This window comes from Pseudomonas sp. GW101-3H06, assembly GCF_059424605.1.
Genome location: NZ_JBWKZO010000001.1, coordinates 2194160 through 2218805 on the forward strand (window position 1 = coordinate 2194160; position 24646 = coordinate 2218805).

The 24646-nt window shown below is 49.1% G+C and carries 24 protein-coding genes; 7 read left to right on the plus strand and 17 right to left on the minus strand.

Going from position 1 to position 24646, the window contains the following annotated elements; translation table 11 throughout:
- Positions 1-13 precede the first annotated feature (13 nt).
- Both copI and queF read left to right on the plus strand, forming a co-directional pair.
- A complete protein-coding gene (gene copI, locus AC07ZE_RS09925; RefSeq protein WP_207263832.1) occupies positions 14-526 on the plus strand; it encodes a copper-resistant cuproprotein CopI in 513 nt (170 codons plus the stop codon).
- Between the two features lie 61 nt (positions 527-587).
- On the plus strand, positions 588-1418 hold the full coding sequence (gene queF, locus AC07ZE_RS09930) for an NADPH-dependent 7-cyano-7-deazaguanine reductase QueF (protein ID WP_207263834.1): 831 nt from the start codon (positions 588-590) through the stop codon (positions 1416-1418).
- A gap of 112 nt (positions 1419-1530) precedes the next feature.
- On the opposite strand, the gene AC07ZE_RS09935 is transcribed toward queF, so the two are convergent.
- A complete protein-coding gene (locus tag AC07ZE_RS09935) occupies positions 1531-1794 on the minus strand; it encodes a DUF4404 family protein (protein ID WP_095196984.1) in 264 nt (87 codons plus the stop codon).
- Positions 1795-1918: 124 nt separating this feature from the next.
- A complete protein-coding gene (pcrP, locus tag AC07ZE_RS09940) occupies positions 1919-2548 on the minus strand; it encodes an HAD superfamily inactivated hydrolase PcrP (protein ID WP_207263836.1) in 630 nt (209 codons plus the stop codon).
- 200 nt (positions 2549-2748) lie between these two features.
- Between pcrP and AC07ZE_RS09945 the strand changes: the two genes are divergently transcribed.
- On the plus strand, positions 2749-3438 hold the full coding sequence (locus tag AC07ZE_RS09945; RefSeq protein WP_207263838.1) for an MlaA family lipoprotein: 690 nt from the start codon (positions 2749-2751) through the stop codon (positions 3436-3438).
- 59 nt (positions 3439-3497) lie between these two features.
- On the opposite strand, the gene AC07ZE_RS09950 is transcribed toward AC07ZE_RS09945, so the two are convergent.
- Positions 3498-3797, minus strand: a complete 300-nt coding sequence (locus AC07ZE_RS09950) for a PilZ domain-containing protein (RefSeq protein WP_207263840.1) — start codon at positions 3795-3797, stop codon at positions 3498-3500.
- 275 nt (positions 3798-4072) lie between these two features.
- Between AC07ZE_RS09950 and rssB the strand changes: the two genes are divergently transcribed.
- Together rssB and rssC are read left to right on the plus strand one after the other, a co-directional pair.
- Positions 4073-5254, plus strand: a complete 1182-nt coding sequence (rssB, locus tag AC07ZE_RS09955) for a two-component system response regulator RssB (protein WP_207263847.1) — start codon at positions 4073-4075, stop codon at positions 5252-5254.
- Entirely contained in the window at positions 5254-5736 is a 483-nt protein-coding gene (rssC, locus tag AC07ZE_RS09960) for an anti-sigma factor antagonist RssC (RefSeq protein ID WP_095196979.1), read from the plus strand. Before rssB ends, rssC begins: the two co-directional genes overlap by 1 nt.
- A gap of 222 nt (positions 5737-5958) precedes the next feature.
- On the opposite strand, the gene tal is transcribed toward rssC, so the two are convergent.
- Positions 5959-6885 (minus strand): transaldolase, encoded by a 927-nt coding sequence (gene tal, locus AC07ZE_RS09965; RefSeq protein WP_095196978.1) that lies wholly within the window; start codon positions 6883-6885, stop codon positions 5959-5961.
- A 450-nt stretch (positions 6886-7335) separates the two neighbouring features.
- Between tal and AC07ZE_RS09970 the strand changes: the two genes are divergently transcribed.
- Complete coding sequence (locus AC07ZE_RS09970; protein WP_207263849.1) at positions 7336-7701, plus strand: hypothetical protein; 366 nt, start codon at positions 7336-7338, stop codon at positions 7699-7701.
- A 63-nt stretch (positions 7702-7764) separates the two neighbouring features.
- The gene (locus tag AC07ZE_RS09975; RefSeq protein ID WP_256590338.1) at positions 7765-8394 is read left to right on the plus strand and encodes a hypothetical protein; all 630 of its coding nucleotides are present in this window, start codon (positions 7765-7767) and stop codon (positions 8392-8394) included.
- A gap of 33 nt (positions 8395-8427) precedes the next feature.
- On the opposite strand, the gene AC07ZE_RS09980 is transcribed toward AC07ZE_RS09975, so the two are convergent.
- The 13 genes from AC07ZE_RS09980 to AC07ZE_RS10040 form a co-directional block, all read right to left on the minus strand.
- On the minus strand, positions 8428-8895 hold the full coding sequence (locus AC07ZE_RS09980) for a phosphohexomutase domain-containing protein (RefSeq protein ID WP_259331940.1): 468 nt from the start codon (positions 8893-8895) through the stop codon (positions 8428-8430).
- Positions 8896-8962: 67 nt separating this feature from the next.
- Entirely contained in the window at positions 8963-9796 is an 834-nt protein-coding gene (gene galU, locus AC07ZE_RS09985; protein ID WP_207263851.1) for a UTP--glucose-1-phosphate uridylyltransferase GalU, read from the minus strand.
- Between the two features lie 234 nt (positions 9797-10030).
- Positions 10031-11050, minus strand: coding sequence for a DUF1501 domain-containing protein (locus AC07ZE_RS09990; RefSeq protein ID WP_494990428.1), 1020 nt, complete (start codon positions 11048-11050; stop codon positions 10031-10033).
- A gap of 251 nt (positions 11051-11301) precedes the next feature.
- Entirely contained in the window at positions 11302-12789 is a 1488-nt protein-coding gene (locus AC07ZE_RS09995) for a DUF1800 domain-containing protein (RefSeq protein WP_207263855.1), read from the minus strand.
- Positions 12790-12946: 157 nt separating this feature from the next.
- Complete coding sequence (locus AC07ZE_RS10000; protein WP_207263857.1) at positions 12947-14083, minus strand: glycosyltransferase family 4 protein; 1137 nt, start codon at positions 14081-14083, stop codon at positions 12947-12949.
- A gap of 38 nt (positions 14084-14121) precedes the next feature.
- Positions 14122-15303, minus strand: a complete 1182-nt coding sequence (locus AC07ZE_RS10005) for a glycosyltransferase (RefSeq protein ID WP_207263859.1) — start codon at positions 15301-15303, stop codon at positions 14122-14124.
- On the minus strand, positions 15300-16508 hold the full coding sequence (locus AC07ZE_RS10010; RefSeq protein ID WP_207263861.1) for a polysaccharide pyruvyl transferase family protein: 1209 nt from the start codon (positions 16506-16508) through the stop codon (positions 15300-15302). Before AC07ZE_RS10010 ends, AC07ZE_RS10005 begins: the two co-directional genes overlap by 4 nt.
- A 121-nt stretch (positions 16509-16629) precedes the next feature.
- Positions 16630-18030: a hypothetical protein gene (locus AC07ZE_RS10015; protein ID WP_207263863.1), complete on the minus strand. Its 1401-nt coding sequence runs from the start codon at positions 18028-18030 to the stop codon at positions 16630-16632.
- 95 nt (positions 18031-18125) lie between these two features.
- A complete protein-coding gene (locus AC07ZE_RS10020) occupies positions 18126-19382 on the minus strand; it encodes a lipopolysaccharide biosynthesis protein (protein WP_207263871.1) in 1257 nt (418 codons plus the stop codon).
- 42 nt (positions 19383-19424) lie between these two features.
- Positions 19425-19886 (minus strand): serine O-acetyltransferase, encoded by a 462-nt coding sequence (locus tag AC07ZE_RS10025; RefSeq protein WP_207263873.1) that lies wholly within the window; start codon positions 19884-19886, stop codon positions 19425-19427.
- Positions 19876-20910, minus strand: a complete 1035-nt coding sequence (locus tag AC07ZE_RS10030; RefSeq protein WP_207263875.1) for an NAD-dependent epimerase — start codon at positions 20908-20910, stop codon at positions 19876-19878. Before AC07ZE_RS10030 ends, AC07ZE_RS10025 begins: the two co-directional genes overlap by 11 nt.
- Positions 20910-22232 carry a UDP-glucose dehydrogenase family protein gene (locus tag AC07ZE_RS10035; RefSeq protein WP_207263877.1) on the minus strand — a complete coding sequence of 441 codons (1323 nt, stop codon included), beginning with the start codon at positions 22230-22232 and terminating at the stop codon, positions 20910-20912. Before AC07ZE_RS10035 ends, AC07ZE_RS10030 begins: the two co-directional genes overlap by 1 nt.
- Positions 22233-22392: 160 nt before the next feature.
- Positions 22393-24615 carry a polysaccharide biosynthesis tyrosine autokinase gene (locus AC07ZE_RS10040; protein ID WP_207263886.1) on the minus strand — a complete coding sequence of 741 codons (2223 nt, stop codon included), beginning with the start codon at positions 24613-24615 and terminating at the stop codon, positions 22393-22395.
- Between the last annotated feature and the right edge of the window lie 31 nt (positions 24616-24646).

The window sequence follows — 24646 nt, forward strand, 5'->3', positions numbered from 1 at the left end:
TTGGAGTAAGACGATGTTTTTGCGCAAAACCGTGGCGCTGGCCGCCTGTATGTTGGCATTGAGTTCACCGGTGTGGGCGTCAGGAGGGCATACCTATGACTTCGGCCAACCTGCCTCGGCGGCCAAGGCGAGCCGCAGTGTCGAAGTGGTGATGGGCGATATGTCGTTCACCCCCAGGGACATCGCCATCCAGGCCGGTGAGACCGTGCGTTTCGTGCTGGTGAATAAAGGCCAGTTGTTACATGAATTCAACCTCGGTGACGCGGCGATGCACGCCAGGCACCAGAAGGAGATGCTGCAGATGCAGCATGGCGGCATGCTCACGTCTACAGGCGTGAAGGCGATGGACCACAGTGCCATGGGGCATGGCATGAAGCATGATGACCCCAATAGCGTGCTGGTGGAACCGGGTAAAACCGCTGAGCTGACCTGGACTTTCAGCAAGGCCACCAACCAGGAGTTTGCCTGCAATATCCCCAGTCATTACCAGGCCGGCATGGTCGGCAAACTGACAGTCAGTCAGTAAGCGCTCAAAGGCGGGAGCAAAGGCTGTTAGAATCCGCTGATTCTTCAGTCAGGTTTCCGCCATGCATCCCGCAGCCGAACACTCGCCGCTGGGCAAATCCAGCGAATACATCGCCACTTACACACCGTCCTTGCTGTTCCCGATCCCGCGTACCGCAAAGTGGGCCGAGCTGGGCCTGACGGCTGAAACCCTGCCGTATAAGGGCGTGGACTTCTGGAACTGCTTCGAACTGTCGTGGCTGTTGCCGTCGGGCAAGCCAGTGGTGGCAATCGGCGAATTCAGCATCCCGGCGGATTCACCGAACATCATCGAATCGAAGTCGTTCAAGCTGTACCTCAACTCCCTGAACCAGACGCCGTTTGCCGACACGGCGAGCCTTGAGGCGACGCTGGTCAAGGACCTGTCAGCGGCTGCCGGCAAACCGGTTGGCGTGCGTGTTCGCAGCCTGAAGGATGTCGAGGCCGAAGGTGTCGTGGCATTGCCGGGCGTGTGCATCGATGAGCTGGATATCAGCGTCAGCAACTACGAGCATCCGCGTCCGGAGCTGCTGCGTTGTGACGAATCGCGCGTTGTCGAAGAGAGCGTGCACAGCCATTTGCTCAAATCCAATTGCCCGGTGACCAGTCAGCCGGACTGGGGCAGTGTGGCGGTAGAGTACCGCGGCGCGGCGCTGGATCACGCCAGTCTGCTGGAGTACATCGTCAGCTTCCGTCAGCACTCGGACTTCCACGAACAGTGCGTGGAGCGGATCTTTCTCGATCTGCAGCGTTTGCTGAAACCGGAGAAATTGACGGTGTATGCGCGCTATGTGCGGCGTGGCGGGCTGGATATCAATCCGTATCGCAGTACTGAAGAGGTGCAGTTGCCGAACCATCGCCTGGTCCGTCAGTAACAGTGATTCCCAGTGGGAGCGAGCCGGCTCGCTCCCACTGGGGGGCATTTGAAGTTTCAGATATAAAAAAGCCCTGCTATTGCCAGCAGGGCTTTTTTTGCATCCGGTGGATTCAGATCCCCATACTGTGCAGGGCCTGGCCAATCTGGCGCAGGGTGCCGGCGAGGGTCGGGTGTTCGAGTTCGAAGCGTTCGACGGCCAGATTGACGTTATCGGCGAGGTTGACGTCCTTGGTCTTGGTTTCGATCTCAAGCTCAAGTTCGATCTGTTGCATCAGTGCGCGCAGGTCTTCGCGCTCGGCTTCCGTCAGCGGAGGATTCTGTTCCAATTGCTCGCGCAGGGCATTGAGCTGTTCTTGCAGTTCGCGGGCAGACATGGCGTTCTTCCTTTTATCGATAGGCACTGGCATAGACCGCAGCAGTACGCCAAAGATCTATGGCTTCCCTAAGATTAATCCACTCCCGCCCAACCTGCATGCCTTCATAAGTGTGAGGCGGCGATCAGGGCTTTTCGCCCTTGAGCCGACGCAGACTGATATCAGCCAGGCAGGTGTCGAGTTCACCCAGATGATCGATCACCGAATGCACGCCCAGGCCGAAGAGTTGCATGGTGGCCTTGCCGCGCTTGATGTCCCGTTCCTGCTGAGACAATGCCTGCCATTGCGTGGGTGAAAGCCCGCAGAGCGAGCCACAGGACGCCAAACCGATTGTCCACAGGCCGGCGTTGAGTCCCGATTGCAGCAAGCGCGGTTCGCCGCTGACCAGCACGCAGCCATCCAGTCGCTCGACGTTGAGCGACATCAGCGCTTGCCAGCATGCATTCGGAGCCGGCCAAGGATTGATTGTTGCAAGTTGTTGCGATGGCAGCGAGGGTTTGATCCATCCCGGCAGCGCTACGGCCAGAGAATGGCTGAGGGCGGGGGGCAATTCATCGAGCCAGGCGCAGGGAATCTTCTGGCGCTGCAAGCTGTGCAAACTGTCGAGAGCGCCAGGGGTGGCTTCGGCGTGCTCGATCGAATAGCCCTCAAGCAGACGCGTACGCGCGCCGAAATCCACCAGGCAACCACTGAGACCGAAGAGCACGGCGGTCAGGTTTAGCGCGGTTTGAGGTGATGTTTCGGCGTGCGGCATGTCAACGTCCCTGAAATAGCCTCAAAGCTAGGGATCGTCGGTGACAGTTGCATGACATGGATGTGAATCGCTCACAATCGACAGGCATCATGCGCAGGCGCGCGGCTGCGATGCTGCCTTAAACGGCGTTTACGTCTTATACTAGCGGTCTTTGCGTCGAGCCAAGCGCCCGGCGACTGTACAAATCCAAGGAGTTTTCTATGCGCTGGAGCAATCATCTAGCTCAGCTTTGTGTGTGCGCCAGCGCGATGCTGGTTCCGTTCGTTGCCCAGGCAGCGTCGGAAGATGATCCTTGGGAAAGCATCAACCGTCCGATCTACAAGTTCAACGACGTGCTCGATACCTATGCACTGAAGCCATTGGCCCAGGGTTACCAGTTCGTGACGCCGCAGTTCCTTGAAGATGGCATCCACAACATGTTTCGCAACATCGGCGATGTGACCAACCTCGCCAACGATATCCTGCAGGCCAAACCCGCGGCAGCAGGTGTCGACACTGCCCGAGTGATCTTCAACACCACTTTCGGCCTGCTGGGTTTCTTCGATGTCGGCACCCGGATGGGCCTGCAACGTAACGACGAAGATTTCGGCCAGACCCTGGGTTATTGGGGTGTAGGCAGCGGTCCGTATGTGATGCTGCCGCTGCTTGGCCCTAGCACCTTGCGTGATGCGCCCTCGAAGCTTGTCGACAGCTACACCGGCCCGTATCGCTACATGAACGATGTGCCGGTGCGTAATTCGGTTTTCGCGCTGAACATTGTTGATACCCGGGCGAACTTGCTGTCCACCGAGAAATTGATCACAGGCGACAAGTACACCTTCATTCGTAATGCCTACCTGCAGAACCGCGAATTCAAGGTGAAGGACGGCCAGGTCGAAGACGATTTCTGATCCTGACCGAAATATCGAAAAAGGCAGCCTTCGGGCTGCCTTTTTTCGTCTGGAACGGGTTAGCTCATCTTCAGGATTGTAAGGCCAAGTTTCTGACCGCTGCCGAGTTGCTCCTTCACCCACACCACTTCGGTGTCGGCTTCGAGCCCTTTGAGCGCGGCGTGCTCGGATTCGATACGCACGCTAAGCCGGTCGCCCACCGTGAACAAACGCGGCGCCTGCAGCTGCATCCCGCTGCTGGAAAGGTCGATGCAGACGGCGGGTACCTCATCCCCCTCATGAATCAGCGATACATCGGCATCGACCCGCATGCGGATGAAATCGCGCTTTTCGCTATAGTCCCGACTGGTTTGACTCATGGCCTTGGTCCTTCCGTTGGGTTACGGTTTTGATGGTTCTTATAACTCCCGGTGCTTTGAAGAGTGTAGACGTCAAGCGACCATCGGCGTGAGCTTGAAACGCCTCGCGGATGGGAGTACCGTCTGCGCCTTAGAAGGGCACCTCTGGTGTACATGTGTGTAGGGCAAACGCTCGAAAACGGTGCGACAGAGAGGCTAGAAAGCGAATCCAGTAGTGTGAGCCGGGTCAACACCCGAGCCGCTACGCCAACCTAATTCTGGCGCCGTTTGCCCACATGCCAAAAACCAGTGCCACGCTGCTGATAATCGATGATGACGAAGTAGTGCGCGCGAGCCTCGCCGCCTATTTGGAAGACAGTGGTTTCAGCGTCTTGCAGGCCAGCAATGGTCAGCAGGGTCTTCAGGTATTCGAGCAAGACAAGCCCGACTTGGTCATCTGCGATCTGCGCATGCCGCAGATGGGTGGACTCGAACTCATTCGTCAGGTAACCGAGCTGTCACCGCAAACACCGGTGATCGTGGTGTCGGGTGCCGGCGTAATGAACGATGCGGTCGAAGCGCTGCGCCTGGGTGCGGCGGACTACCTGATCAAACCTCTCGAAGACCTGGCTGTGCTTGAGCATTCTGTGCGTCGGGCCCTGGATCGCGCGCGCCTGCTGCTGGAAAACCAGCGTTACCGCGAGAAGCTGGAAAGGGCCAACCGCGAGCTCGCCGCCAGCCTGAACCTGCTCCAGGAAGACCAGAACGCCGGTCGCCAGGTGCAGATGAACATGCTGCCGGTCAGTCCCTGGGCCATCGACGAGTTCAAGTTTGCTCACCAGATCATCCCGTCGCTGTACCTGTCGGGCGATTTCGTCGACTATTTCCGGGTCGACGAGCGTCGGGTTGCGTTCTACCTGGCGGATGTTTCCGGTCATGGCGCCTCTTCAGCCTTCGTCACCGTGCTGCTGAAGTTCATGACCACGCGCTTGCTGTTCGAATCCAAGCGCAGCGGCACTTTGCCAGAATTCAAGCCTTCAGAGGTTCTTGGTCATATCAACCGGGGCCTGATCAGTTGTAAGCTGGGTAAACACGTCACAATGGTCGGTGGAGTCATCGACGAGGAGACAGGTTTGTTGACCTATAGCATCGGTGGTCATTTACCGTTGCCTGTGTTGTACACACCCGACAGTGTTCGTTATCTGGAAGGGCGTGGTCTCCCGGTGGGCCTCTTCAACGAAGCTACCTACGAAGACCACGTGCTGGAGTTGCCACCGGCGTTCAGCCTGACGCTGATGTCTGATGGCATTCTGGACCTTTTGCCAGAGCCCACACTCAAAGAAAAAGAAGCTGCATTGCCCCAACGGGTCAAGGCAGCGGGCGGCAGCCTGGATGGTCTGCGGCAGGTTTTTGGATTGGCCACGCTAGGGGAGATGCCGGATGATATCGCCCTGTTGGTGTTGAGCAGGAATCTTTAATGAGTACCGGTAGAATCCAGTTCGCCGAGCAGGATGGCACTTTCGTCCTCAAGTTCGTCGGTGAAGTTCGCCTGACCCTGTGTTCGGCGTTGGATGCGACTATTGAGAAAATCTTCACCGCGATGAATTTCAACGCGATCGTGATTGATTTGACCGAAACCCGCAGCATCGACAGCACCACGCTTGGCTTGTTGGCCAAGCTGTCAATCCTGTCGCGGCAAAAGGTCGGCCTGCTGCCGACCGTCGTCACCACCCACGAAGACATCACCCGTCTGTTGCAGTCCATGGGCTTCGAGCAGGTGTTTAACATCGTCGACAAGCCTGTGCCTTGCCCTGAATGCCTGGATGACTTACCGGATCAGGACCAGTCTGAAGAGGTGGTGCGGATCAAGGTGCTTGAAGCGCACAAGATCCTCATGGGCCTGAACGATTCCAATCGTGAAGCGTTCCACGACCTGGTGAATGCGCTGGAGCGGCATTGATCCGCTGACGTGATGTGGGCCGCAGTGGCCCCTTCGCGAGCAGGTTCTTCGTTTAACCATTTAACCGGGCAGCACCACAAATCCACTGTGGGAGCGAGCCTGCTCGCGAAGGCGTCAGCCTTACCGGCACATCTTCCAGCGCAAAGCCAACCCTCCGCGCGACAGACACAAAAAAGGGCGAACCCACCCGGGTTCGCCCTTTTTGCATTCCAACGGCTCAGATCACAGCTTGGCCTGCAGCAACGCCTCAAGCTTCTCCTGGTCACGAGCAAACTGACGAATCCCTTCAGCCAGCTTCTCGGTCGCCATGGCGTCCTCGTTGGACAACCAGCGGAACTGCGCTTCATTGAGGTTCAAGCGCGCTTCACCGGTATGCCCCGGGGCCAGTTTGCGTTCCAGCTTGCCGGTATCCGCTGCCAGTTTGTCGATCAAGTCCGGGCTGATGGTCAAACGGTCGCAACCGGCTAACTGCTCGATTTGGCTCAGGTTACGGAAGCTGGCGCCCATCACCACGGTTTTGTAATCGTTGGCCTTGTAGTAGTTGTAGATGCGTGTCACCGACTGCACGCCTGGATCATCGGCACCGGTGTACTCGTTGCCAGTGGCTTTCTTGTACCAGTCGTAGATACGGCCCACGAATGGCGAAATCAGGAACACCCCGGCGTCAGCGCAGGCTGCGGCCTGAGCGAAGGAGAACAACAGGGTCAGGTTGGTCTGGATGCCTTCCTTTTCCAGGATCTCCGCAGCGCGGATGCCTTCCCAGGTCGAGGCGATCTTGATCAGCACGCGATCGCGACCGATGCCGGCTTTTTCATACAGCTCAATCAGACGGTGCGCACGCTTCAATACGGCGTCAGTGTCGAACGACAGGCGCGCATCCACTTCGGTGGAAATACGGCCAGGAATGACCTTGAGGATTTCCTGCCCCACCGCGACGCCAAAACGGTCACTTGCCAGCCCGACATCGCCCTTGCAGTCACTGACACAAGCATTCAGCAATTCGCCATATGCGGGAATGGCCGCGGCCTTGAGCAGCAGGGAAGGGTTGGTGGTAGCGTCCACCGGTTTAACGCGAGCGATCGCTTCGAAGTCGCCGGTGTCGGCAACCACGGTAGTCATTTGTTTGAGTTGTTCCAGCTTGGAAGTCATGGGCGTGCTCTGTCCTATGGGTCTGATGACATTACCCGAGCGCTGACAGCTGCTCAAGGGTGTGAACGTGTATCGGTGGCCCCAGTGGCAACAACCTGAAAACAGGTGTTTGAAAGGTGGGGCGGTGTATCCGTGAATAAGATGCCAAGCGGGATCACAGGTTCAACGCATCAGACGGTTAACACCCATGCATCGGGCTTCTCTGACACCTGTATTCCATTAGTGCTAGTAGTCATTACGTATATACCAGGCAGTATTTTAGTCTGGTTGTTATTTATGATGTTATAAAACGTCAATGCAACTTATATAAGCCAGTCCAGTCGATGAAGATGTTATCTGGCGAAGGGGTGTTAGAATAAGTCAAATAACCACATAGAATAGCGTGTAGTGTGATAATGGCGAGTATGTATTGACTGGAAGTCACTTCACAAAGTGAAGAGGTAGATTTTTTTGGATGCGCTTGATGACTTACTTCTGGGCCACGCATTAAAAAAGTTGACCGACGTATTTGAAGAAATCGTGGAAGGGTCGAAAACCTGTTCGGAGAAGGCGACGGGCGTACTGGATATCAGGCGAACCAGGAGCGAAAAAAGACTTCCCGTCTGGCTGGGGCGCCTCAGAGTCAACACCCCTTATCAAGTGACTCATGTATTGATCGATCAGATGCACGCTGCTCGAAAGCTCAAACGCGACCAACGCTTCGCGGCACAAGTTGCCTTGCTTGAGGCGCTGGTGGAGGAGGGGCTGGCGATGCACATCGCGAGCTATTCTGTGGCTGTTGTAGAGAATCGCCTCAAGTGCTTTTTGGATCGTTGATTTTTATCTGTCGAGCATGTTGCTCATATCCAAAATAGTCTGCACGAGGCGAGAGGAAGTAGGTTGGAGTCAAAACTATACATTGCGCAATACGCTGGCATCACGGTGATGCTTCCGGCAGCGCTGGTTGTCGCCGGTTGGTTGTGGTGCACCGCATCAAGAAAACTCGCCCTGTTGTGGCTAAGCGTGCTGTCCGTAGCCTATACCGTCGTTGGTCTCAGCAAAGTGCTTTTCAAGGGCTGGGGAATCGGCCTGGAAAGCCTGGATATCGCGGTGATCAGCGGCCATGCGATGAATGCTTGCCTGGTGTCGACCGTTGTACTGAGTTTGCTGTTGCGCCAACTGGATCAGCGCCTTCGATGGCTGGCTCTTGGTGGAGGGCTGCTGTCGACCTGGTGGTTCAGCGTCCAGTATGTCGGACAGACGATCCATCCTCTGTCAGAAGCTATTGCCGGGGCGGTTGTGGGATCAGCAGCGGCCTGTGTATTTCTTTTCAGGCTGGAGAAAAGGCAAATCCGCAAAATGCCCCTGCCAGTTCTGGTGGTGGGGATTGCGGTCATCATGTTGAGTACGAGCATTCCAAAGTACACGGCTGAGGGTGTCTTGAACTCTGTTGCCGTGACTTTGTCGGGGGCCGAAAAAGCGTTTATGCAACCTCATTGGCGCACTTCAGGCGAGGCGACGAGGTTGTAGATCCGACTTCATTGCAAGACCTGGGGGAGGGAGCTAGGACTCACTGCTGTTTTTCTCATCAATTCGAGCCAGCAGTTCTGCAGTTTTCAACTGCATCAGCACAACATCGCCACGGCTCTCAACATTCAGCAGGATTTCGAGCTGACTTTCCGAGAGACGAATCCTGAAGCGCCATTCAGCGAACGTCAGGTTTAATCCCGAGCCACCTTTCTCTTCAGCGTCCAGTGCCTTATCGGCATACAGTGACCAAAGATGCTCCAGGACGGCAATCGGGCTGCGGACTGCGCATCGAATCTCCCCCGAAGAAGGAAAGAGCCCGATGCGTTCCACCAACAACCTAGGTTGTGGTGAAGAAGAACTGGTACCACTTTCGTACGTCCGCAACCAGGTCATCAATCCACTATTGCCCTCGGTGAACTTCTGCCCCAAAACCATATTGCCGGAGGCAAAAGGATCCAGCGATGTATAGGCAGCGTCGATTGGTGATCTGGATGCGTTCATGGTGATCCGCCTTGCAAAGGGTTACGGCCGCTTGGAAACGCGGCACCCAAGAGCTGAAAAGTAACGTTTACAAGCCGTTCTTATACAAATTGTCGTAACAGAAATTGGTTGCGTCGATGTAGCCTTCCGCTCCGCCGCAGTCGAAACGATGACCTTCGAATTTATAAGCCAGCACACAACCATTTTGTGCCTGCTTCATCAAAGCATCAGTGATCTGGATTTCACCGCCCTTGCCGGGCTCGGTATCGGCGATCAAGTCAAAGATATCGGCCGTCAGAATATAGCGGCCAATAATCGCCAGATTGGACGGCGCATCCTCCGGTTTAGGCTTTTCAACCATGCTGTTGACCCGATAAATGCCTTCGCGAATCTGCTCGCCAGCGATGATTCCGTACTTGTGCGTTTGATCGTTGGGCACTTCCTGGATCGCCACGATCGAGCAACGGAACTGCTTGTAGAGCGCGATCATCTGGGACAGCACACCATCACCTTCCAGGTTCAGACACAAGTCGTCAGCCAGCACCACTGCAAAGGGCTCGTCACCGATCAACGGACGACCAGAGAGAATGGCGTGCCCCAGCCCCTTCATCTCCACCTGACGGGTATAAGAGAACGTGCACGTTTCCATCAGCTCGCGAGTACCCGACAAAAACTTCTCTTTATCACTGCCGCGAATCTGATGTTCCAGCTCGTAGCTGATATCGAAGTGATCTTCTAAAGCGCGTTTACCACGACCAGTAACGATAGCCATATGCTGGAGGCCCGCATCGCGTGCTTCCTCTACGCCGTATTGGATCAGCGGCTTATTCACGACCGGCAGCATTTCCTTGGGCATGGCCTTAGTGGCAGGTAGAAAGCGAGTGCCATAGCCGGCTGCGGGGAATAGGCATTTACGGATCATGTAGGGGTCCTGTTAACTATGCGATAGAAAAACAAATAACAACATTGCATTATTGCGTTGCTATCAATGAGGGTGGCGAAACAAATACCATAACTTATGTCAGGGTGCATATAAAGAATGAGGAATGTTAGGTTTTGTCTAGGCAAAAACTAAAGAGTGTTATTTTTCAGCATTTGTTTGATCGGCGCGCTCAGTCCGACTCATTCCGAACTTGGGGTTCTCGATCTCTGATTTCTACCCGTTGATTAGACCTTTCAAAGAAGTGGCGGGGAAGTCAGGTAATCTAGGGAAAATAGCAGATAGCTGATTATCGGAAAGTTTTAAGCCGCCTTGGCAAATGTGCGAGAGTACGTGTCGGAAGTCAGTGGTAATGGCAACATCCCGTTGTTGAAAAAGTACATCATCTGAAAGGCCGGGCCATTCACCGTAAATTTTACCTCCTCCAACATTCCCTCCAAGAACCATCATCACATTTCCATGGCCATGATCTGTACCACCCGTGCTATTTTCTTTGGCTGTTCTACCGAACTCTGACATGACGACTACAGTAGTAGATCTCCAATTGTCACCAAGCAGTTTTGGAAGGAGCGAAAGTCCGTAACTTAGCTGGGAAAGGTTGGTCGCAAGAACCCCCTTGGCACCACCTTGGTCAACGTGCGTATCCCAGCCGCTTAGCTGCATAAAAGCAAACTGAAAATCTGGCTGAGTGTTGATTAAAGAGCTGAGTAAATGAATGTCTCTGGAGAAAAGCGTAGGAGGTGCTGCGCCATTGTTTGCCATCAATGCCTCCTTGTCTAGCTCAGGTGTATTGATGGACTTAATTATTTCTTCGCGAAATTTCAAGCCTTGGATATAGTCATGATGTAGTGAGGGATTCTGCGAATAAAGTGATGCCAAGGAGTTTCGAAAGTCTGTTCTGTCAACGGGTAAACGAGTTCCGTAATTGTCTTGAGAGTTAATGACAGCGATAGGCTTTTTTCCCGACAAAATCTGGGGGACCGTTGCACCAAAACTGACAGCATTCATTTCATCCAAATCAATACTGTTTTCTACAGCAAGGCGATTCATCCAACCGTCGACTGAGCGCTCGGCATCTGGAATGCCACACTCCATATTAAATTGCGCTGAAAAGTGCGAGCGGGTTTCGCTTGGGCACCCTGACGCAGGAATAAATGCGAGTTGCCCTGAATGCCAAAGAGGAACCAGCGATGAAAGCGCTGGGTGAAGGCCGAATGCACTATTTAATTTATGCATTCCGCCGTCCATTCCCGATAAAGCAATCGCTGTCTTTTCTCGTAGTCGGTAGTAGTTTCTTTCAGCGTGAGGGATCAATATGCTTAATCCGTCTACAGCACCACGGAGCATTACGACAACCAGGCGTGCTTTTGAATCTGACGAATCGGATGGAAGAGCTGCAAACGACGAGTTGAATAAACTATAGGATCCGACGGCACCGAAAAGCTTACAAAAACCCCTGCGATTCATTATGCAATCCTCGGATTTTATTATCGATACATGAAATCAGGACTACTGAGAATCAAAGCTGAATGAACATCTTGGGGAGCCCGCTTGATGTTTGCTATTGTTCCCGGTGATATCCCTGAGCCGATAGTTGAAAGCAAGTTTTGGTCATTGGGTTGAGGATTGCCACCTTCTGGGTTCCGCCCCCAGAGTGACATCCAGCCTGCTGCCAATTTGTAGGAAAAGTTTGCCCGATTCATCAAGACATCTGGAGATAACCACGCACTCTCCACATTTTTATAGCCATCCGGTGCCGGCCACGCAAAGAGCCCATTTCCCGATTGTTTAAGCCAACTCTGCAATAGCCTGGAGTCTTGAATTGGAGGTAGCCCCGCAACCCTCAAACTGGAGAGCATATAGCTAAACGGTGTCTTGAATTTCACCTTGTAATTCTCCGGAGACCAAAATTCATCGCTCTTAAAAATCACTATAAGGAGCTCTTTAATATCTCCGTCGCTTTCAATATACCGTTGAGCCACCTTGTTAACGAGTAGCTGAGGTGGCGCGTCATTGACGAAAAGCTCAACGAGTTTATGAGCAATATGTTGTGCAGTTTTTGGGCTCTGGGCGAGATTTAACAGAGCTTGTTCGCCTTCGCTATAACCACCGCCGGCAGGAAATGAAATACCCAAAAACTGCTTTTCGTTGGGATCGTGATGCTCTGAATCAAACAGAAAATTTCCTGCATTTGGAGCGTTGGGATCGGCAATGTAGGTCCAGCCAGACAATAATCTCGCTAATGCCTTGATGTCCGCCTGGCTATAACCACCATTAACCCCCAAGGTATGGAGTTCCATTACCTCTCTGGCGTAATTTTCATTGACACCTTTTTTGCCGGTGGGCGCGTACCTGTTTCGCCAATTATCCAAATAGTAAAGCATCGCCATTTGTTTGGCATTTGCAAGAAGTAAATCCTTGAATTTACCAAGCGCATAGGGCCGGATGGCATCGTTTTCGTAAGCACCAAGAATAGCACCATTCGTGGGGGTTTTGCTTTCCCAGATATTAAAGTGGTTATACCAAAAATCTACCATTACTTCTTGAAGTTGCGCAGGGCTGTAAAGAGCTCTAAGTATTCTTGCGTCTCGAACCTGATTCACGAAATTCGTTCTGTCTCGAATAAATGCCTTGCGCGCAGTAGTATCAGTTTGAATTGCTTTGAAAGCCTGGGAGCTGTACTTTCTGTATATTGTTGTTTGGTCCAAATTGATAGCGTCGATCCTGGATAGGCGCTCACTGAGCCAATCAGGATTTTTTATACTTTCGGGGTTTAGTTGTTGGAGGATGTATTGCTCTATACCAATGGCTGAAACATTCTGTATGTCTTCTGGTGATGGGCCATAGCCCAATCTTTCTAATACGTGTACTGCTTTCTGATCCGACGACAAGTTGGGGGGCGCATTGGATGCGTGAGCTGAGTACTGGGAAACAATGAAAGTAACGATTACTCCGAATCTTGATAGTGTATTCATTTATTTGGCGGTCCCGAAATTGATGTGGGCGATCGCAAGAAACTCTGTCAAGGTAAATAATATGGAGGCGTGCGTTACAGATCTTTGCTATCAGTGCGATCTTGGGTGTTCTGGGAGACGGTTGATAATGGTGTGCTGAATGAACTGGGAAAACTGACTATATCTGTTCCACTGTCGGTGCAGTTGTTGGAATCGGCTGGGTCATTTTCTGATTAATAAAGTTTCTTAGATCGTTACGAAAATTCTGGCTGGAAAATTTTTCTGCATTTGCTCTGATTAGCGAGGGGGAGAAAATGAATGATTTTTCAAAGTTTTCGACAGCCTGCTGAATTGCCTCCACGGTCTGGGTAGGAAAGAAGATGCCAGTCTCACCGTCAATTACAGTTTCCAGTGCTCCACCTTTTGAAAAGGCGATTACCGGCGTACCGCAGGCCTGCGCTTCTACGGGAATAATTCCAAAATCTTCCTCTGCGGCGAAAACAAAAGCGCGCGCACGCTCCATATAGCTTCTCAATACCGAGAATTCCTGATACCCCAATATTTCAATATTTGGCGCTGCGTTCTCCTTGATTTTATTAAATTGAGGTCCATCGCCAATGACGACAAGTTTTCGATCCGGCATTTGTTTGAACGCCTCTACGATCAAGTCGATTTTTTTGTAAGGTACCAGGCGCGAAGCGGTTAGATAGAAGTCTTCTTTTTTCTCGATCACATCAAAGTTTTCAATTGCTACTGACGGATGAATGACAGTCGACTTGCGGCGATATATTTTCCATATCCTTCTGGAAATGAAATCGCTATTGCAAATAAAGTGGTCAACTCCATTTGAGGTGCGATGATCCCAAATACGGATGCGGTGTAACAGCGTACGAGTCAGCCAACCCTTTATGCCCGTTTTTAACCCGGCATCTCTTAGATACTGAGCTTGCATATCCCACGCATAACGGATTGGAGAATGGCAGTAACAAATATGCAGTTGATCCGGTCCCGTGATGACTCCTTTAGCGACCGCATGGCTACTACTGATGATCAGATTGTAATCAGATAGATCAAATTGCTCGATCGCAAGAGGCATCAGAGGCAGGTAGGATCGATAGTTTTTCTTGGCAAACGGTAATTTTTGAATAAATGAAGTCGTAGTTTTTTTGTTAAATATCTCTGTGCGTTGTTCTGTTGTCAGAAAATCAACCACAGTGTAGATGTCTGCGTCTGGGTAAACCGAAAGTATTTCTTTCAACACCTTTTCGGCGCCACCTAAAGTTACCAGCCAGTCATGAATAATGGCTACTTTCATATGTAAGTCTCTTTGTGAAAATTAAATAATTCTGTTATTCAAGCAATTGCGCTTGATAGCTTCTTCATAGTGTTGAGGAAGTTGTTTCTCGCGTTCTGAATTACAGTGGCATTGTAAGTTCTGGCAATTGCCAGATTTCTGGAAGACTGAGCATGCAGGAGTTCGGGAGAAGATAGGAACTCTACAATTCTACGAGCCAGAAGATCTTCATCATCCGGAGGCACAAGCGCAATTTCATCCAGCAATTCAGGCGTTCCTCCGACGCGCGTTGCAATCGCTGGCAAACCTCTGGCCATAGCCTCCAGCAACGCCCTGGGCAATCCTTCCTGGCGTGATGGCAAGACAAATAAATCCGCGGTGTCCAGTATGTTCCTGATAGGCTCCCCGGAAGACATTTTGCCTGTAAACGTAACATAGTCTTCCAGGTTCAGGTCTTTACACATCTTCCTATAGTGTGGCTCATTGTTGCCATATCCAATAATCGTGAGCTTTGCTTTTATGCCTTTCGTGTGAATAATCGCTAACGAGTTTAATAACGTATCATGCCCTTTCATTTTTCCCTGCATGTTGCCTGTTAAGACAATGTGCGGGGCGGATGTTTTGAGAACATCCATTTTCTTGGCCTTTAAAGCGTAAGCTTCCTCGAAGAGGTCTATCGACGTAAATGAATACGATGTAGCGGATGTGCCGGGTGGGTACCTCAGTTGTAGAGCATTCCTTGTAACATAAGCCGTCGCCACAGCCTTTCGACATTGCCATTTAACCAAGCCAACAAAAAACTTTTGGAAGATACTACTAAGGGGATGATTGTTTAAGGCTTTGGCGCTATAGGAATCAAATGGGTCTGCGCAGACCTCGATGCAAAAAGGGATTCTTTTTAGCCAGAGCACAAAAGCGTAGATGCTGGGAACATTTGCAGGTACCCGCAAGAGATAAGCACTACCTGGAGAAGTTGTAGAAAAAACAGTTTTCAAGATTGTAGGCAGGCTCTTGATTAACCCGATTGGCCCATGTCCTCCAGGCAGTTTTAAAAAGCTAACATTGGGACCATCAACAGGCAGGGCGGTCGGGTCTTGCTTTTCAAAAAGTCGCCCTACAATAATAACTTCAGAGAAAACTGAAAGGTACCGTCGGCCGTAGGATTCATAATGTAGTAGATTGGAGGCCGGGCGACCATTAGTTGTTGTAAAAACCCCATCCCTGATGAGATAAATCTTCATGCCTCATACCTTTTTACAATTTCACTTATATTGTCTAATGAAATTTGCTTTAACTTGTTCAGATGTGATTCATCTATACCTGTTTGTAAAATGCTTTCGATTGCATCAAATGCTACGGATGCGCTGGGTAATTGTTCAAAACAGGAAGATTCTCGCCCCATCATTTTTGCGAACGACTTCACTTTCGCATCCCAGCCCAACTGTACTGTCGGGATGAGTAAGGAGTTTGCAATGATGTTCGCATGAAGGCGGTGGGAGATTACTGCGTGAAATCTATTGATATTTTTGACCAGATCTACTGGCTTGAGTGGTGTGGCGCTCAACTCTACTTTTGAGGCATATCCCTTCTGTGCGAGGTTTGAGTAGACCTCTTGGCAGAATGAAACATCCTCCACAGAACCATTAGAAAATAAGATAGGGCTTTTGCCTGCTTCCACAAGTTTTATAGCTAAGTCAGTCCAGAATTTCAGTGTCAGGTCAGTAGGTATTTTTTTATTTTTTTCGATGTGAGCTGAAAGTTCTACTGGGTGCGCAATGCCCAAACCGATATTTTCAGAGTTGTCTCGTGTTCGTTCATTTTTAAGGCTGTAGCACTCTTTTGTCCATAATGCAGGATCGACAGTAAGGGCTACACTCTTAGAGTCGTTGACGAGCGTCTGCATCGCTTTTTGACTTTCCTGATCTCTAACACTCAGATGAATCCACTTGTCGGAGCTAAAAGATGAGTTATACAGGCGCCTTCCCAAGGAAGACATTTTGGAAGAAACACCAATTGCATTTGTCGCCAATTTTGCGTTTATTGACTTTGTTTTACTAATAAGATGGTGAAATTTCAATGGGAAATTTAGCGCCAGGTCGCTAACAAGCTGTCCACCGCCAAAGAGCAATAGAAAACTCTCCTCCGGCGCGTTTTTAGACCATGCGGCATCCAGGCGTTTTTTCATAAACAAATGCCACGCTACAAATGTCATGAGTGGTTGCAGGATGTGGGGGATGAAAAAGAAGATCTTTTTAGTGATTTTTATATCTTGCTTTGCGCTGGAGCGGTACTCGACTCGACCAGCGATATCTATATGGTTGATAGATGCTCCCGGACTGGCCCTTTTTACTAAGTACTCAGTGCAGTCCGATATTACTCCGTCTCCTAGATTGTCACTGAATTTTGCGGTGCATATAAGGAAGTTTTTGGGGGGGGTATTGAGCATCGTTTGCGTCCATGTACGAATTTAAACATAAAAGGGCATACGTAGGATCAGGCTCTTGTCCTGGATATCCTAACTGACGTGCGCGCTTAAAATTAATCAGCAGTCAAAGTGGTAGCGAGTTCTATCCAACATGGCCCAGAGGAGCAGGCAGGCTGATAGGGGAGGGAGCGTTATTGTTTTTCCTTATTTTCAGGCATAAAGTTATAAGGATTAACGGTATTGTCAAATAGCGAACAAGTTGCATTAAAAGCACATTCATGTCGGTGCCAATCATTAGCAGGGGGATCAAACATGTTACAGGGATCAGTAGCAATCTAATATCACGATCAGGTAAGTGCTTTATCAGGCTTCTGATTTTTCCGACAAACAGGCCTAGCGCTGCATAAAATATAAAAATGCCGGGAATGCCAAAGTTAACGAGTGACTCGCCAAACTGCCCAAGTACAAGTGTAGTCTGCCTGGCTTCACCGCGTTGATAACTGCCGCGACCATGAATAAGTTCTGTTTTTTCTTTAGTTATTTGGTCTGGTATATAAGGCAAAATTGATTTTGGTATGCTTGAAATGATACTAACCAAATAGGTCCTGCCAAAGGACAGGGGTTGTTCGCCCGATACGATTTTTTTAAGAGCTAAGGTTTGCATATCCATTCGCCCTAGGTCTCTCACTACCAGGTATTGGTCGACGTTTTGACGACTGCTGTGGAAACTTTGACGGGCACTGGTGTCCACAATGGCACTCAGTCCATCCGCACCTGCGATTTTGTACCAATAATAGGAGGTTGCAAACGCTAGTGAAAAAGCAACACCCACCAATAACATTTTAACTGGTAGTTTCCTGATCCAGAAATGGTACATGCCTGCCGCAAATACCAAGGAAAATAGAGTGCTGCTCCTGCTGCCACGTAACCCTCCAAATAGAATGAAGGTTATCAACAGGCCAGTCATAATCATTGCAAAGCAGTAGTTGCTCTTTGCCCATTTTTTATCTTTTATGCAATATATTACAAACATGGCTATAAGAAATTTAAAGCTCTCGGCGACAAGCATAAGCATGCCCATGCCGGCGAAAGGATCTTCGTCCTCAATTCCCGCAGCTTGTCTTGCGGTAAACGTAGCAATAAATCCGAGAATGCCGCCAAAACTTGCATATATGTAGAGTTGACAAATAGCGCATATTGCTAGAAGCGCTAAAGATAAGAATATAAATCTTTTATGATTGAATGTAGCTGGTGTTACGTATGTCGGGCTATTGCGTTTTATTTTTACTCGCGAGAAAAACTTATAAGTTAGAGCGCCGAACAGGTTTAACACAGACCAAAACGAAATCCAGCTCGAATCGTTAGTCAGGGCTGGTAAATATGGCCAGAAGTCCCACGAGACTTGGGAAACCGGGCTGATAAGGAAATACATCAGACCTGCTAGACCAAGAATGGCGCCAGGGTCAAAACTATCCAGCCGCGCACGAGCCCAGTCGACGGTATCCTTGAGGAATATAGAGGATGTTAATACGCCCACAGCCAAGGGGATTCCGATGGCTGATTCGCCGAATATAATTATCAGTATGAAAGCGACACTTGCACAGCAAATGAACGATATGGTTGAGGAAGATATTCTGTTCATTTGGTTTGTTCGGAAAGTTGTTGTGAGGTTTTCGGGAACTCAGATTTAAGAGCGGTTATCAGCGTTATGATATACCCCGATAATGCTACGCTATTTGCAAATAATGTAGCGGCTACGACACCTTGCAATCCATACAGCGGAATCAAAATAAACGATGCAATCAACGCTGATAAAGATGCCAGTGCTTGTACGGTAACCAGAGATATATTACGTTTCGTAGAAGAGATGGCGTATCCCAGTAAGCTGGTAAGGTATTGAACTGGTGAGATAGCGAACATCAAGGTTAGTAAGTATGCATTGCTGGAAACTTCGCTGCCGAAAGCCAAGTCTAAAAAATAGTCGGCGAAGAAAAATGACCCCAACGTACCGAAAGCACTCAAGAGTAGTACAACAAGCGAAGCTTTGATTGTCAGGGTTAGGAATGCTTTAGTGTCTTTCTGGCTAAATTGTACTGCAAGCTTTGGAAGAATGGCCTGTCCGGTAGAGTTGATAACCAGACTTCCGGTTTGCACTATAAAGGCCATGATGGAGTATATGCCAATTGCATGCATGCCATCAGATTGGCCGATAAAAATTCGTGGGATTCCGATGCTCAGGTTTATAAGTAGTGCGGAGATACCTAGTGGCAGACCTGCATACACAAGTGGCATGAGATCTGCGTATCGAGTATGTTCACTATTACCAGTGCTAGTGATGTTTCGGCTTGTCCATTTTTTATCATAAAATATGCAAACTACCCACCAGGTAATCGTGTAGCAAATAACGCCCGTGATTATACTTCCTGAATAATAGGTTCCCGCAGCAAGACTTGCTGCACCCAAGATGCCTCTGATGGCCAGAGAAATCGCAACGATGCGGTGCTTGTATTGCTTTTGCAGGACGCCGTAAAACAGTTCGGATTGGTTTTCCGCGGATTTTGAGAAGGCTACCAGGATGACGACAATGATGAGTTCTGTTGTTGATGACATGACTGCAGCGATAGCAACGCAGAGACTGGCACCAACGGCACTACAGAGCCGACGAAGTTTTTGATACTGACTAAGCGAGTAACAGTTCTGCGTGTCGGTAATGATCTGAGTGCGCAGACCTATATTGGACAGTAGCATAATGGGAGCAGTTATCGCCAAAGCAAAGCTGAACATTCCAACCGCTTCGACATTAACCAGTCTTGCCAGAATAGCCAAGATCGCGGCTTGGCTAATGGCATAGATACCATTTCCCATCATCATCCACGCTGCACTGTGCTTAATCATTGTTCCCTCAATTTTCGGTTTACAGCGCCTGACATGCTTTTACTATCTATGAAAGACAGTGTTAGCTGTAAGGCTTTTGTCTAAAAAGGAACCAGCACCGATGACGCAATGCTCTCCAACGTTAATCGGTCCGACAATGACGCTATTGGGGTAAATGATTGTGTTATTACCAATTTCGGGGTAGCCGTTTTTTGAGCCAATGGTACTGTTCTGGTATATTGTAATGTTGCCATGCAAAACAGCATTGTCTCCAATTACTATTCCAATTGGGTGGGGAAGTCTCAAGGCAGGACCAATAATGGCGGTTGAGCTGATATCAATTGAGTGCTTCGAGATCAGCAAGTTTCTGATAATGGCACTGAATACCTTGTTTTTGCTGCGTACTAATCGTGTTAGCACGCATGCGTGAATACTTGGATTGAAAAATGATTTAATAAGGGTTTTAAAACTTATTGTGCTATAGACTGCAATGATGTCTGATTTTATCAGGCTCCTAGTTTTCATTGATGCTACTCTTTTCTCCGGTGCTATATTTCAAGTACCAATCAGCAAATTTTGCCATTCCAGTTTCTATTGTTGTTGAAGGTTTGAAGCCTACATCCTTGATCAAGTCGTCTACATCAGCATAAGTACGAGGTACATCTCCAGGTTGCATTGGAAGTTCTTTTTTTATCGCTTTTTTTCCCAGCGCGTTCTCAATAGAAGAAATGAACTTCTCCAAGGTAATCGGATTGTTATTTCCTATGTTGTATATTTTGTATCTGGCAGTGGATTGTGTTTTGGTATTAGGTTGCGCGGCCGGAATTTTATCCATGACCTTAACGATACCGTTGACGATGTCGTCTATATAGGTGAAATCACGCTCCATTTTACCTTTATTAAATACTTTAATTGGCTCGCCCATGCAGATTGCTTTGCTGAAGGAGAAATATGCCATGTCTGGCCTACCCCATGGACCATATACGGTGAAGAAGCGTAAACCAGTTGTCGGTATATCGAAAAGGTGGCTATAGGAATGCGCCATTATTTCATTTGATTTCTTTGTGGCTGCATACAAACTAATGGGGTTGTCTGTGTAATCAGTAGTTGAAAACGGTATTTTGTTGTTCATTCCGTAAACAGAACTGGATGAGGCATAGACTAAATGCGGTGTATTTTGTGCTCTGCATGCTTCCAGGATATTCATAAAGCCCACAATGTTCGAGTCAATATAGGCTTTTGGGTTTTCTATCGAGTAACGGACTCCCGCTTGAGCTGCAAGATGTATAACTCGATCAAAATTATTATTTGCAAATAATGAGTTGATGGCCGGCGAGTCCACCAGGTCCATTAGTTCAAATGTGAAATTATTGCTTTTTTCAAGCATTTCGCAGTGTTGTTGTAAGTCAACGAGCCTGTCTTTTTTCAGTTGTGGGTCGTAGTAGTCATTGAGGTTGTCAATACCATAGACCACGTGGTTCTGAGCAATCAGTTTTTTCGTAACATGATAGCCAATGAAACCGGCGACGCCGGTTACTAATATTTTCATCACGCTCGCCCTACGGAATAGTAAGTCAAATCTTTGTTTTTCATTGCTTTAGGGTCGAACAAATTACGGCCATCAAAAATAACCGGGTTTTTTAGTTGAGATTTGATCATGTCAAAATCAGGAGCCCGGAAGTTTTGCCATTCAGTAACGATAATCAGCGCATCTGATTGCTTTAAAGCACTTTCCTTGGTGCCACAAAGTATCAAGCTATCAACATCACCATAAATCCGTTGTGTTTCTTCCATCGCTTCGGGATCAAAAGCCTGGACCTTTGCGCCCGCAGCCCAGAGTGCTTCCATAATCACTCGGCTCGGTGCTTCACGCATATCATCGGTGTTGGGTTTGAAACTCAGCCCCCACAAGGCAAATGTCTTGCCATACAGATCGCCTTTGAAATGCTTATGAATTTTCGAGAATAGAGTGGTTTTCTGTTCGTTGTTTCTATTTTCAACAGCTTTCAAAACCTTTGCGTCGTAGTCAATAGATGTGGCTGTCTTTATCAAAGCCTGAACATCTTTTGGAAAGCAGGAGCCACCATAGCCTACGCCTGGGTAAATGAAGTGATATCCAATTCGTGGATCCGCGCCAATACCTTTGCGGACCATTTCGACATCAGCCCCGAGCATTTCAGCCAAGTTCGCAATTTCGTTCATGAAACTGATTTTCGTTGCAAGCATGCAGTTTGCCGCATACTTTGTCAGTTCTGCGCTACGCACATCCATTACTATTATTTTTTCATGGTTGCGGTTGAAGGGGGCATAAAGCTCGCGCATTAGCTCTTCGGATTTTTCGCTTTCTGTTCCGATAATAATACGGTCAGGGCGCATGCAATCATTTACTGCCGAACCTTCTTTTAGAAATTCCGGATTGGAGATTACATCATATGAAATTTTCACGTCGCGCCGAGCGAGCACTTCCGAGATTCGGTCACTTACGCGTTGTGCAGTGCCTACGGGGACGGTGGATTTATCTACTATGATGCGGTGTTCAACCATGTTCTCGGCAATGGTTTCGGCTACAGCGAGCACATGTTTCAAATCTGCCGATCCATCCTCGTCGGGAGGCGTGCCAACCGCGATGAACTGAATGGTTCCGTGACTTACCCCGAGTGCGGCATCCGTCGAAAATTGGAGGGTGCCCGCGTTGAAATTCTTCTTAACTAATTCTTCTAGTCCTGGCTCGAATATTGGGATGATTCCTTGTTTTAAACGTTCAATTTTCTTTGCGTCAACATCAATGCATATGACGTTGTGTCCGGCGTCGGCAAGAACGGCTCCCTGTACTAGTCCGACGTAACCGGTGCCAAAAACAGTAACTTTCATATTATTCACCGTAAGGGGGGTAAGATCGAGATTTATCAGGCCACGCGCCTTGCGCGGAACACTGTTGTGCACCAGAGATTCAAATGGCAGGCGTGGTTCGCCGCACGCCGATTTGGCGTAGCGGCGATTAATGTTTTGTGAGGTTAAAGTGAAACTAAGTTTATTTTTTGTCAGTTACATAGGAATATTGATAGTAGCCATACGAGTTGTAACCAGTTTTTGATGTCGCTCGTTTTTCTACATAGTTAAGAATCGCACCCTTCAAGACGACTCCATTTTGTGCGAATCGCCGGATCGTAAGTTTTATTTCGCCGACCGGATTCATCCCAAATCGTGTAACAATCATCGACGTTCCTGAGTGGCGCCCTACGATAGCCGCGTCAGTCACCGCCAAGATGGGGGGTGTGTCGAGAATGACAAGATCGAATTGTTCACTGGCTTCTTCAAGGAAGTTGGTGAAGTTCCTGTGCATCAGGAGCTCTGCGGGATTCGGTGGGGTTTGCCCACGGCTAATCAAGAACAGGTTTGGCACTTCGGTCTCATGAAGCGCACTGTTTAAACTGCAACGCGAGGTAAGAATATCGGATAGACCTTTTTCCGCTGGTTTGCCGAAGGACTTGTGGAGATATCCCTTGCGCATATCAACATCGACAATCAATACACGTTTCCCAGACTGTGCGATCAGCGCGGCGAGGTTGGAAGAGACAAAAGTTTTACCCACAGACGGACTGGGGCCAGAGATCATAAGACGGTTATTTTTTGCCTCCAGCATGGCGAAGTGCAGACTGGTGCGCAGGCTTCGGACCGCCTCAACCGCCAGATCCGTGGGCTGACTTATAGCAAGTATCTGAGCGTGAGATTCTGCCTTTGTCTTTTTAGAACTAGTCTCTGCTGATTTTTGTAAAGTGCTGAATGGAACAGACGCGTACACAGGCAATCCCAACTGCTCAATCAATTCCGCACTCTCAATCCCTCGGTTGATTGCCCGGCGGAGCATTACGAATATAATTGAAAGGAAACCGCCCAATAGAGTCGCCATGAGTACTACAAGAGCTTTTTTGGGGCGGACAGGTTCTCTCAGATCAACATCTGCATCGTCTACTATATGTACGTTGCCTACGGAGCCGGCACGAACAATATCTAGCTCTTGGGATCGGTTCAGTAATTGGGTGTATATTTCGGTACTGACTTGTACATCTCGAGTGAGACTCAACAACTCTTGTTGGGTTGCGGGAAGGCTTTCGACTCTCTTGGAAAGCCCGCTTTGTTTGCTGCTCAACTCATCAATTTTTGAAAGTAGCGCTCTATAAGCAGGGTGTTGGGCAGTGAACTTTCTGTCCATCTCTGCTTGTTGAAGCTTCAGTTCCGAAATACTTGTATCAAGCGCAACGATCTGGTCCAGGATGGCTTTGGTTTCCAGACTGATATCAATGGATTTGCTCCGAGTCTGATATTTATTAAGCGCGTCTTCCGCTTCCTCTAGATCTTTACGTACCTGAGGTAGCTGTTGTTTTAGAAAATCAAGACTGGCTGCAGCTTCCGCGGAAGTACGTTCGACATTCTGACGCACGTATAGCCGTGCGATCTCGTTCAATGTTTTGACTGCTTTTTTCGGGTCGGTACTTTCCAGGGCTAGCCCTAAAATGCCTGAGTCTTTGCCGCGCTCGCTCACATCTAGAGCTTCCTGATAGTCTTTAATACTGTTCAGGCGCGGTTCACGCATTACAGAGAAAGTAGCACCCGGGTTAGCACGCAACTCAGAAACCAGGATTTCGATCCCATTGCTTTCTGTTTTGGTTCCAACGTGTCCACTCACCAGAAGATTACCGTCCTCATCAAATAGATCGTAGTTACCTTTCTCTTTTGATGTCAGTGTAAGTTCTTCTCCAAGCAAGCCCGGGGGCACATCGAGCTTAAAAACTGTTAGCGATTCTCCCCCCCAATTATATCCATTCATACCAAACCAAGGTTTGGCGATAGAATCGGGGGTGTCTCCCGTATATTTTTTTGCAATGAATCTGCCAAAAACAGGGAAGTAGTTAGGTTCACTCAGGATGTCTAGTTTTAAGTTGTCGATTGCTTTTCCCAGAACGGATCGGGATTTGATAAGTTCAATTTCGGTTCCGGAAGGTGACTCTCCACCCAAGAGGCTGCTCATATCATTGAACCCGAGCACATCATTTTTCTTGGGTTCTACCTGGATGATGGCATTTGCCCTGAAAACAGGCGCGGCCAATACTGCATAGGCTAATCCGCCAATCATAAATACACTGGTGATTCCAGCGATAACGAATTTGTAGTCTATCAGGGTGCCTAACAAATCAAGCAAATCAATTTCTTCGCTTTCATTTTGGCTAACGGTATTTATTGGCGGCTGCTGCATGTATGGACTTCTATATGATATTGGTATGGGA

Coding starts and splice junctions, on each gene's coding strand:
- copI (WP_207263832.1), top strand. CDS start 14: ATGTTTTTGCGCAAAACCGTGGCGCTGGCCGCCTGTATGTTGGCATTG.
- queF (WP_207263834.1), top strand. CDS start 588: ATGCATCCCGCAGCCGAACACTCGCCGCTGGGCAAATCCAGCGAATAC.
- AC07ZE_RS09935 (WP_095196984.1), bottom strand. CDS start 1,794: ATGTCTGCCCGCGAACTGCAAGAACAGCTCAATGCCCTGCGCGAGCAA.
- pcrP (WP_207263836.1), bottom strand. CDS start 2,548: ATGCCGCACGCCGAAACATCACCTCAAACCGCGCTAAACCTGACCGCC.
- AC07ZE_RS09945 (WP_207263838.1), top strand. CDS start 2,749: ATGCGCTGGAGCAATCATCTAGCTCAGCTTTGTGTGTGCGCCAGCGCG.
- AC07ZE_RS09950 (WP_207263840.1), bottom strand. CDS start 3,797: ATGAGTCAAACCAGTCGGGACTATAGCGAAAAGCGCGATTTCATCCGC.
- rssB (WP_207263847.1), top strand. CDS start 4,073: ATGCCAAAAACCAGTGCCACGCTGCTGATAATCGATGATGACGAAGTA.
- rssC (WP_095196979.1), top strand. CDS start 5,254: ATGAGTACCGGTAGAATCCAGTTCGCCGAGCAGGATGGCACTTTCGTC.
- tal (WP_095196978.1), bottom strand. CDS start 6,885: ATGACTTCCAAGCTGGAACAACTCAAACAAATGACTACCGTGGTTGCC.
- AC07ZE_RS09980 (WP_259331940.1), bottom strand. CDS start 8,895: ATGAACGCATCCAGATCACCAATCGACGCTGCCTATACATCGCTGGAT.
- galU (WP_207263851.1), bottom strand. CDS start 9,796: ATGATCCGTAAATGCCTATTCCCCGCAGCCGGCTATGGCACTCGCTTT.
- AC07ZE_RS09990 (WP_494990428.1), bottom strand. CDS start 11,050: ATGCATAAATTAAATAGTGCATTCGGCCTTCACCCAGCGCTTTCATCG.
- AC07ZE_RS09995 (WP_207263855.1), bottom strand. CDS start 12,789: ATGAATACACTATCAAGATTCGGAGTAATCGTTACTTTCATTGTTTCC.
- AC07ZE_RS10000 (WP_207263857.1), bottom strand. CDS start 14,083: ATGAAAGTAGCCATTATTCATGACTGGCTGGTAACTTTAGGTGGCGCC.
- AC07ZE_RS10005 (WP_207263859.1), bottom strand. CDS start 15,303: ATGAAGATTTATCTCATCAGGGATGGGGTTTTTACAACAACTAATGGT.
- AC07ZE_RS10010 (WP_207263861.1), bottom strand. CDS start 16,508: ATGCTCAATACCCCCCCCAAAAACTTCCTTATATGCACCGCAAAATTC.
- AC07ZE_RS10020 (WP_207263871.1), bottom strand. CDS start 19,382: ATGATTAAGCACAGTGCAGCGTGGATGATGATGGGAAATGGTATCTAT.
- AC07ZE_RS10025 (WP_207263873.1), bottom strand. CDS start 19,886: ATGAAAACTAGGAGCCTGATAAAATCAGACATCATTGCAGTCTATAGC.
- AC07ZE_RS10030 (WP_207263875.1), bottom strand. CDS start 20,910: ATGAAAATATTAGTAACCGGCGTCGCCGGTTTCATTGGCTATCATGTT.
- AC07ZE_RS10035 (WP_207263877.1), bottom strand. CDS start 22,232: ATGAAAGTTACTGTTTTTGGCACCGGTTACGTCGGACTAGTACAGGGA.
- AC07ZE_RS10040 (WP_207263886.1), bottom strand. CDS start 24,615: ATGCAGCAGCCGCCAATAAATACCGTTAGCCAAAATGAAAGCGAAGAA.